The 8345-nt window shown below is 70.4% G+C and carries 9 protein-coding genes; 5 read left to right on the top strand and 4 right to left on the bottom strand.

Annotation, left to right across the window (positions count from 1 at the left end; translation table 11 throughout):
- Positions 1–106 precede the first annotated feature (106 nt).
- Positions 107–472 carry a nuclear transport factor 2 family protein gene (locus VF665_RS08565; protein ID WP_331052998.1) on the bottom strand — a complete coding sequence of 122 codons (366 nt, stop codon included), beginning with the start codon at positions 470–472 and terminating at the stop codon, positions 107–109.
- Between the two features lie 326 nt (positions 473–798).
- Here VF665_RS08565 and VF665_RS08560 point away from each other — a divergent pair, with 326 nt between their 5' ends.
- Positions 799–2043: an acetate kinase gene (locus VF665_RS08560; RefSeq protein WP_331052997.1), complete on the top strand. Its 1245-nt coding sequence runs from the start codon at positions 799–801 to the stop codon at positions 2041–2043.
- 784 nt (positions 2044–2827) lie between these two features.
- On the opposite strand, the gene VF665_RS08555 is transcribed toward VF665_RS08560, so the two are convergent.
- Together VF665_RS08555 and VF665_RS08550 are read right to left on the bottom strand one after the other, a co-directional pair.
- Positions 2828–3709: a metallophosphoesterase family protein gene (locus tag VF665_RS08555; protein WP_331052996.1), complete on the bottom strand. Its 882-nt coding sequence runs from the start codon at positions 3707–3709 to the stop codon at positions 2828–2830.
- A 17-nt stretch (positions 3710–3726) separates the two neighbouring features.
- Complete coding sequence (locus VF665_RS08550; protein WP_349263113.1) at positions 3727–4524, bottom strand: alpha/beta hydrolase; 798 nt, start codon at positions 4522–4524, stop codon at positions 3727–3729.
- Positions 4525–4638: 114 nt separating this feature from the next.
- Here VF665_RS08550 and VF665_RS08545 point away from each other — a divergent pair, with 114 nt between their 5' ends.
- Entirely contained in the window at positions 4639–5433 is a 795-nt protein-coding gene (locus VF665_RS08545) for an NRDE family protein (RefSeq protein WP_331052994.1), read from the top strand.
- Here the strand turns inward: VF665_RS08545 and VF665_RS08540 are convergent.
- On the bottom strand, positions 5408–5779 hold the full coding sequence (locus tag VF665_RS08540) for a hypothetical protein (RefSeq protein ID WP_331052993.1): 372 nt from the start codon (positions 5777–5779) through the stop codon (positions 5408–5410). The genes VF665_RS08545 and VF665_RS08540 overlap by 26 nt on opposite strands.
- A gap of 83 nt (positions 5780–5862) precedes the next feature.
- Between VF665_RS08540 and VF665_RS08535 the strand changes: the two genes are divergently transcribed.
- From VF665_RS08535 to VF665_RS08525, 3 genes are all read left to right on the top strand, one after another.
- Entirely contained in the window at positions 5863–6549 is a 687-nt protein-coding gene (locus VF665_RS08535) for a TIGR04283 family arsenosugar biosynthesis glycosyltransferase (RefSeq protein ID WP_331052992.1), read from the top strand.
- Positions 6550–6937: 388 nt separating this feature from the next.
- Positions 6938–7150 carry a cold-shock protein gene (locus VF665_RS08530; RefSeq protein ID WP_331052991.1) on the top strand — a complete coding sequence of 71 codons (213 nt, stop codon included), beginning with the start codon at positions 6938–6940 and terminating at the stop codon, positions 7148–7150.
- Positions 7151–7406: 256 nt separating this feature from the next.
- On the top strand, positions 7407–8345 hold a 939-nt coding region (locus VF665_RS08525; RefSeq protein ID WP_331052990.1), incomplete at its 3' end, for a hypothetical protein.

The following is an 8345-nucleotide window of genomic DNA, read 5'->3' as shown; positions in this document are numbered from 1 at the left end:
GTCGGTCCGTCCCGACGAACGAAGCCGCCGCACGCGTGCATCGCGTGCGGCGGCTTCCTGCATCCTGGTCCGGCGAGGTTCGGGCGATTCCGGGCGGCGAAGTGCGTCAGCCGGCGGCGGGCTCCGGCACCTGCATCAGGTACGAGGTGAGCTTCCGGATCCTGGCGTCGCGCATCAGAAACACGTCGCAGAACACCAGGTTCAGCGGGGTGCCGTCCGCGAGGGCCGCGCGAACGTGGCCCTCCGCCACCACCACGTCGTTCTCCTCGATCATCCGGTCCACGCTAATGTCGGGGCTGCCGCTGAACGCATCGTTGGTGATCTCGCCGTTGAAGCCGTCCAGCCCGTGCACGTGGTAGGCGCCGGGAACGATCCACTCCACGTCCTCCGTAAGGCACGACAGGATCTCCGGGCGGTCCGTGCGGTGGAACGCGTCCATGTACTTCTGCACCGTTTGCTTGTTGGGGCTCATGGATGGGGATCATCTGGTGGATGAATGAACGGCGCGCCTCCGACATCATCCCTCCGCGCGCCGGCCGCCGTCAAGCGCAGTCCTGCCGCGCGGTTGATCGACGGACGGGCCGAGATGGATGGAGGGACGTCGCGACGATCGGTGCGGGAACGCCTGGGTCGGCCGCCGCCGGATCCTGAAGATACGCTGACGGTGGGTCCTGGGCGCTGGCCGGACGTGGAGGACACGCATCGGAGTTCGCGAAGCCGCCACGCGCTGGTCCGCGTGCGGCGGCTTCGCTATTCTGCGCGGGTCACCCAGCCCAAACCCCGGACCGGAACGCGCGCGTGAACATCCTGGTGCTGAACGTGGGATCATCGTCCCTCAAGTGGCAGTTGATTGATACGGACGAGGGACGGTTCGCGGACAACGGCGACGTGCGGCGCGCCCGCGGGCTGGTGGAGCGCATCGGCGGCGAGGCGGTGTGGAGCTTTCGCGCGGGGAGCGGGCCGGCGGTGAAGGGAACCGCGCCGCTGCGGGACCATCGCGCGGCGGTGGAGTACCTGCTGCACTGGCTGCTGAGCGCGGAATCCGGCGTGGGCCTGGGCAGTCTGGGCGACATCGGCGCGGTGGGGCACCGGGTGGCGCACGGCGGCGAGCGCTTCGTTCACTCCGTGGGCATCGACGACGACGTGCTGCGCGGCATCGAAGAAACCATCGACCTGGCGCCGCTGCACAACCCCGCCAACCTCAAGGGAATTCAGGCGGTGCGCGCCGTGCTGGGCCACGCCGTTCCGCAGGTGGCCGTGTTCGACACCGCCTTCCACCACACGCTCCCGGAACGCGCGTTTCTGTACGCCATCCCGTACTCGCTGTACCGCCGCCACCGCGTGCGCCGCTACGGATTCCACGGCACGTCGCACCGGTACGTGAGCTACCGGTGGCGGCAATTGACGGGGACGCCGCGCGAGCAGCAGCGCATCATCACGCTGCACCTGGGCAACGGCTGCTCGGCGTGCGCCATCAGCGGGGGCGAGTCGGTGGACACGTCCATGGGGTTCACCCCGCTGGAGGGGCTGGTGATGGGGACGCGCTCCGGCGACCTGGACCCCGCGGTGCTGGAGTACATCGCCGTCAAGGAGGGGTTGTCGCTGCCGGAAGTGGAGTCGCTGCTGAACAAGCAGTCCGGGCTGCTGGGCATCTCGGGGCTCACCAACGACATGCGCGAGCTGCTGGCCGAGGCGGAGGAGCACGACGACCGGCGCGCGTGGCTCGCCATCGAGATCTTCTGCTACCGGGCGCGCAAGTACATCGGGTCGTACCTGGCGGCCATGGGCGGGGCGGACGCCATCTGCTTTGCGGGCGGGGTGGGGGAGAACGCGCCGGCGGTGCGGGCGATGATCTGCGAGGGGCTGGAGTTCGCCGGGATTCGCGTGGACGCGGCGGCGAACCACGCGCACGTGGGCGGGCGCGAGGGGCGCATCAGTCCGGAGGGCGCCGGGCCGGGCGTGTGGGTGATTCCCACCGACGAGGAACTGCTGATTGCCCGCGACACCTACCGCGTCGTGAACGGGATCGAGTCGCGGTACTGAGGGACGGGCGACTGAAGTCGCGGCAGCAACGGCGCGAAGTCCGCCTGCGCGGACTGTGGCGGCTGCGCCGGTGCGGGAAGCGGAGGCGGGCGCGTCCGACTGTCCAGAGCGAATGAATTCGCCGCTGGAAAAGCACGAAGTCCGCCTGCGCGGACTGCGGCTGCTGCATTGGCGCGGGGCAATTCGCACCGGTCCGTCCGCCGGATTGGTTGAAGCCCTGATCGTTGCCGCGACAGCGGCCGCGGGTCGGGGCTTCCCGCTTTCAGAGCGGCGGATTCATCCGCTCAGGGAGGCAGGCGGGAAACACCAGTCCTCTTGCGGGATCGGACTTGGACGCGCTCCGCGTGTTCGCCCCTCCCCCGGCCCCCCCCCCGGCCCCTCCCCGTGCAAACAGACGCACGGAGAGGGGAGGACAACATCTACAGTGCGCTTCGAACTGGTACCGTGCATGCGGAGAGGCCCCCGCTCCCCGACTCTCTCCCCCGCTGTCGCGGGAGAAAGAGAAACCTCAGCGCGGGGGCGGCGTTCGGCACCGAGCCCGTGGTTCCGCAAAGGTGCAGCCTCACGGCAGTATCGTGAGGCTTTCAGCCGTTGTTGCGGCGACTTCAGTCGCTCAGCAGCCCCGGCCGGAAGCGAAGCGCGAGGGGAGAACCGCACATCGGCAGCCGCCGCGTGCAGGTGAAGTCTCCCCGTCAGTTTGGGGAGACTTTCCGCCGTCGTTGCGGCGACTTCAGTCGCTCAGCCCGCGCTCTTCGCCTGACACTTCCAGCTTCCGCCGTGCCCCTCACCTGCACTCCGCGCGGCCCGCGTCGGTGAAGTTCCGCCCGGGGATGGGGACGAACTCCCACGCGTACCCGTCCTCCTGCAGGTCCATCCGCAGCACCCCGCGCACGTCGTTGCCGAACGCTTGGCTGTTGGGCTGGCGCTCCGGCGGCACGCGGTACGAGGGCGCCCCGCCCGTCCCCACCACGAACTGCCGGATCCCGCGCCGGTCAGCCCGCGCGCGGGCGTTCTGCGGCGCGAACCGCTCATAATTGTGGTCGTGCCCGCTCAGCACCACGTCCACCCCGCCGTCCTGCAGCACCTCCCACAACTCCCGCAGCTTCTCCGTCCCGCCGTGGTCGCCCGAGCTGAATACGGGGTGGTGAAAGTACGCCAGGGTGCACCGCGTGTCCTCGTTATCCTTCAGGTCCTCGCGCAACCACTCCATCTGCTCCGATCCGTCCACAATGGGGAGGTTGCTGTTCAGCACGATCACGTGCCATCCATCCAGCTCGTAGCTGTACCACCCCTTTCCCGCCGGCCCCGCGCGCTCGCCGAAGTAGCGGAAGTACGGCTCGCCCCTTCGCGTGCGCCACTCGTGGTTGCCGATGGTGGGCCGGCTGCGGTCCCGGTGGCGGCCCCACGTGGGCGCGTAGCACTCCCGGAACTCGCGCTCCGTGCCGCGCTGGTATACCACGTCGCCCAGCGGAACCACCACGCCGGGAATGTCGTCGATCAGCCGCGCGGTGGCCTCGTCGCCGCTCCAGTAGCAGCTGCTGATGTCGCCCGCGGCCACCAGCGAGGTGTGCCCGCGCGCGCCGGACCCGTCGCCGCCGCACGCCGCGGCCGCCAGCAGAAACGCCGCGGCCCAGGGGACCGCGGCGCGCATCGAGATGCCCGTCATCAGGATTGATCGTGCGTTCAGGCCGCCGCGGGCGACAGGCCGCGGATGAAGCCGATGGACAGGGTGTTGAACAGCTCCGGCCGGTCCACGTTCACCACGTGCCCCGACTCGGGAATCACCTCCAGCCGCGTCCACCGCGTGTGGCGCTTGACGATGCGCGACACGGGGGGGAGGAACATGTGGTCCTCGTCGCCCATCAGGTACAGCGTGGGAATGGGCAGCTCCTTGTCCTCGAACAGGCGCAGCAGCGGGCTCACGCCGTACGTCAGCTTGAACCAGCGGATGAACTCCTGCTGGCACAGCTTGCGCGCCTGCGACACGAACAGCGTGCGGCTCTGGCGGTGGCGGGCGCGCGGCATGATGATCCACGCGAACAGCTTGTACAGCCACATGAAGGGGATGAACCGCTTCACCAGGTTGCCCACCGCCACCAGAAAGCGCGAGCGCAGGTTCAGCCGCACCACGGCGCCGCCCAGGATCATGCTCTTGACCCGCTCCGGCGCGTGCTCGCCCAGAATGCGGATCAGGATGCAGCCCAGCGAGATGCCCACGAAGTGCGCGTCGTACACCCCCGCGTCGTCCATGGCCTCCAGGATCTCGCCGGTCAGGTAGTCGAAGCTGTAGTCGCCCTCGAAAGGCATCAGCAGCGGCGGCTGGCTTTCGCCGTGGCCGCGCAGGTCGATCAGCAGGACGTTGAAGTTCTTGCGGAACTCCCGTACCTGGCGGTACCAGATGGACGAGCTGCCGCCGGCCCCGTGCACGAACACGACCCACTCGTGCCCGGGCGAAAGGAAGTGCTTGCGGTAGTGCAACATTGCTCGTCTTGGGGTTGTACTGCGGATGGCGGAGGAGCGCCCGGACGGGGAACCCTCCCTGATACTCCGATCCCTCGCGCGCGTTCGCGCGATCCCTGCATCCGGCGCCGGCGCATGTGCCTCATCGTACTCGCCCACCAGGCCCACTCCCGATACCGCCTGGTGGTGGCGGCCAACCGGGATGAATTCTATGCGCGCCCCACCGCCCCCGCGCAATGGTGGAGCGACGCGCCGCACGTGCTGGCCGGGCGCGACCTGCGCGGCGGCGGCACCTGGATGGGCATTACCCGCGCCGGGCGCTTCGCCGCGATCACCAACGTGCGGGAGACGACGCCCGTGCCCCCGGGCGCCCCCTCGCGCGGCGCCCTGGTCTCCGGCTTTCTGCTCGGCGCCGCGGCCGCGGGCGAGTACGCGCGCGAGGCGGCGGAGCGGGGCAGGGACCATGCCGGGTTCAACCTGCTGGTGGGCGACGGCGAGTCGCTGTGGTACACCAGCAACCGCGCGCCGGGCCCGGTGCGGCTGCGGCCCGGCGTGTACGGGCTGAGCAACGCCGCGCTGGATACCCCCTGGCCCAAGGTGGTGCGCGCCCGCCACGCCATGCACGACGCCCTGGCCGCCGCGGACGGGCCGGAGTGGAACGCGGCGCTCTGGCGCATGCTGGCCGACCGTGTGGCCGCCGCGGACCACGAGCTGCCCCAAACGGGGGTAGGCGCGGAGCGGGAGCGCGTCCTTTCGTCGCCGCTGATCGTGTCGCCGGAGTACGGGACGCGCGCCTCCACCCTGCTCACCATCACCGTGGATGGCGAGGTGCACCTGCGGGAGCGGACGCTGGTGGACGGCGCGCCCTCCGCCGAAGCGCGCTTCACCTTTGCGCTGGACGGGGCTACTCCGACCAGTACCAGACCGTGACCACGCCCTCGTTCTGGTCTTCGGAATGGCTGATGTTCACCAGCCGCTCCCGCCCGATGCCCGTGGCAAAGGCCGCCGCCTCGGCAAAGAGCTCGTCCCAGCTCCGGAACGAGCTGACGAACTTGCGGAACAGCACACGCGGCCCCGTTCCCCGGGCGGCCGCTTCGGACTCCGCCTCCGCCGCGGCCCGCGCCACACCGGACGGGGTGGGAAGGCGCAGGCCGGCCTTGAGGTCATCCGGAAGCGCGTTGCCGCACTTGCTGCACCAGGCGTACGGATGATCGCTGTGAATCGCGGTCTGGCAGTGGGGGCAGCGGCCGATCAGGCCGCCCGTAAGGCGCGTCATCGTTCTTCCTCGGGATGGATGGACGATCGGCACTACGGATGGATCCACCTCCGGTTTCGATCCCCCGAGCGGGCAACCGGGCGATGACGGACGACGTGCGGATCTCCATCATCATCCCCGCGCTGAACGAGGCGGAGGGGATCGCGGATACGCTGGCCGCGCTGGCCCCGCTGCGCGCCCGCGGCCACCAGGTGATCGTGGCGGACGGCGGCAGCGCGGACGGCACGGCGGAGCTGGCGCGGCCGCTGGCGGACGTGGTGGTCGCCGCGCCGCGCGGGCGGGCGTGGCAGCAGAACGCCGGCGCCGCGGCGGCGGACGGCGGCGTGCTCCTCTTCCTTCACGCCGACACCCGCCTTCCGCCGGACGCCGACCGGCTGATCGCGGACGGACTGGCGGCCAGCGGCGCGGGGTGGGGCCGCTTTGACCTGCGGCTCACCGGGCGGGCGCCCATGCTGCGCGTGGTGGAGCGGATGATCAGCCTGCGCTCGCGCGCCACGGGAATCGCCACGGGCGACCAGGCCATCTTTGTGCGCCGCGTCTGGTGGGAGCGCGCCGGCGGCTTTGCCGACATCCCGCTGATGGAAGACGTGGCGCTCAGCACCACGCTGCGCCGCATGGGCCGCCCGCTCTGCCTGCGCGCAACGGTGACCACGAGCAGCCGGCGGTGGGAGCGGGGGGGGATCTGGCGCACCATCCTGCTCATGTGGCGGCTGCGGCTGGCCTGGGCGCTGGGCGCGGACCCGGAACGGCTCGCCTCGCGCTACCGCTGACCCTCCGCAACGGCCCGTACGGAGCGCGACAACGTATTCACATCGTTCGGTTTGCGACAGGGCGGCGGAAACCAGATGCCTTTCTGCGCCGGAAGTGCGCATTGCGACGCTTCTTGACGGGTTTGGTGTCTTCCATTACCTTCTGTCCCGAAATGCAATCCCGCAGTACCGCCGCCCGTGTGCGGCACCGCCGCACCCCGCAGACCGCCGTGTTGTCCGTTCAGCCGCACCCAATCCCGAACTGAGCCTGGCAGGGCGCGCCCACCGCGGCGGCGCCCGCCGTTGAGCCATTTCCGTTGATCCATGCCCTGCGTGGGGGGCCATCACCCACGCGACATCCCGGCCGGCGCGGCCGTACGGGAGCACACTTCTGGTGGAGCAGAGAGCAATGCGTCAGGCAGGAACGGTCAAGTGGTTCAACGAGGCCAAGGGCTTCGGGTTCATCACGCCCACGTCCGGCGACAAGGACTGCTTCGTCCACTACTCGGCGATCACGGGGAGCGGCTTTCGCACGCTCGCCGAGGGTGACCAGGTGGAGTACGACCTGGTGTCCGGCGAAAAGGGCCCCGCGGCGGCCAACGTGGCGCGCGTCGGCGCCTGATCGTTCCGTTCGGGACGGCCACGGTGCCCCCGGGCTCCCGCGCGGAGCCCGGGGGCGTCGTGCGTCCGGGATCGTCCCCGTGCGTCCGGGGGATGACGGGAACGGGTCCGCTGCCGCGGGAGGCGCGTCGCGGCGCCCCGCGTTAGCTTGCGGGAACAAGGGACGGCGGGCGAAGGCGGCCCGTGCACGCGCCATGGCACACGGCTGGCGATGGGCCGCCCGTACGGATGGTTGGACCCGAACACTGAACATGCCCATGTCGCAGGATCCCGAGTCCGCGCAGACCGCGTCGCAGGGCGTGGCCACGGCCGCGGAACCGCCCGCCCCGTCGCAGCAAACCAGCAGCACGCGCGCGGCGGAGCTGGCGCGCCTGCTGGACGGCCGGCGCGGCGAGCGCCACATCGTGGCCCTGCAGGATTTTCCCGATCCGGACGCCATCTCCTGCGGCATGGCCTACCGGGAGATCGCGCACGGCTACGACATCGACGTGGACCTGGTGTACGACGGGCTCATCAGCCACCCGGAAAACCGCGCGCTCGTCAACCTGCTGGGCATCCCCATCCGCCAGTTCTCGCCGGAGATCGATCTGGCCGCCTACAACGCCGCCGTGTTCGTGGACAACCAGGGCGCCACCACCCATCTGACGGACCGGCTCAAGGCGGCGGGCGTTCCCACGCTGGCGGTGATGGACCACCACGATCCGGACGACGTGCTGGACCCGGTGTTCAGCGACGTGCGCCCGCTGGGCGCGGCGGCGACGATGTTCGCGGAGTACATCTCCAGCGGCGCGCTGCTCACGCTGGTGCAGGGGAACGAGTCGCACATGCGGCTGGCCACCGCGCTCATGCACGGGCTGCACAGCGAGACGGACGGATTCGTCCGTGCCCGGGCGCCGGAGTACCGCGCCGCCGCCTTTCTGGCGCGCCACATCGATCCGGACCTGCTGGAGCGCGTGCTGTGCGTGCAGAAGTCGCGCGGCACGCTCAAGGTCATCGAGCGCGCCCTGCACGACCGCGTGGTGCGCAACGGCTTTTCCATCTCCGGCGTGGGCTTCGTGCGCTGGGCGGAGCGCGACGCCATTCCCGTGGCGGCGGACTTTCTGCTGACCGAGGAGAACGTGCACACCAGCGTCGTCTTCGGGCTGCTGGGTGACGATGCGGGGCGCGAGGTGGTGACCGGCAGCCTGCGCACCACG

This window comes from Longimicrobium sp., assembly GCF_036387355.1.
In the GTDB taxonomy this organism is placed as follows: domain Bacteria; phylum Gemmatimonadota; class Gemmatimonadetes; order Longimicrobiales; family Longimicrobiaceae; genus Longimicrobium.
The sequence above is the reverse complement of the archived record's forward strand: the minus strand, read 5'-3'. Positions and strand labels throughout refer to the sequence as shown.

Excerpts from the sequence above, each read along its gene's own strand:
- VF665_RS08565 (WP_331052998.1), bottom strand. The coding sequence starts at position 472 with ATGAGCCCCAACAAGCAAACGGTGCAGAAGTACATGGACGCGTTCCAC.
- VF665_RS08550 (WP_349263113.1), bottom strand. The coding sequence starts at position 4,524 with ATGTTGCACTACCGCAAGCACTTCCTTTCGCCCGGGCACGAGTGGGTC.
- VF665_RS08555 (WP_331052996.1), bottom strand. The coding sequence starts at position 3,709 with ATGACGGGCATCTCGATGCGCGCCGCGGTCCCCTGGGCCGCGGCGTTT.
- VF665_RS08545 (WP_331052994.1), top strand. The coding sequence starts at position 4,639 with ATGTGCCTCATCGTACTCGCCCACCAGGCCCACTCCCGATACCGCCTG.
- VF665_RS08530 (WP_331052991.1), top strand. The coding sequence starts at position 6,938 with ATGCGTCAGGCAGGAACGGTCAAGTGGTTCAACGAGGCCAAGGGCTTC.
- VF665_RS08540 (WP_331052993.1), bottom strand. The coding sequence starts at position 5,779 with ATGACGCGCCTTACGGGCGGCCTGATCGGCCGCTGCCCCCACTGCCAG.
- VF665_RS08535 (WP_331052992.1), top strand. The coding sequence starts at position 5,863 with ATGACGGACGACGTGCGGATCTCCATCATCATCCCCGCGCTGAACGAG.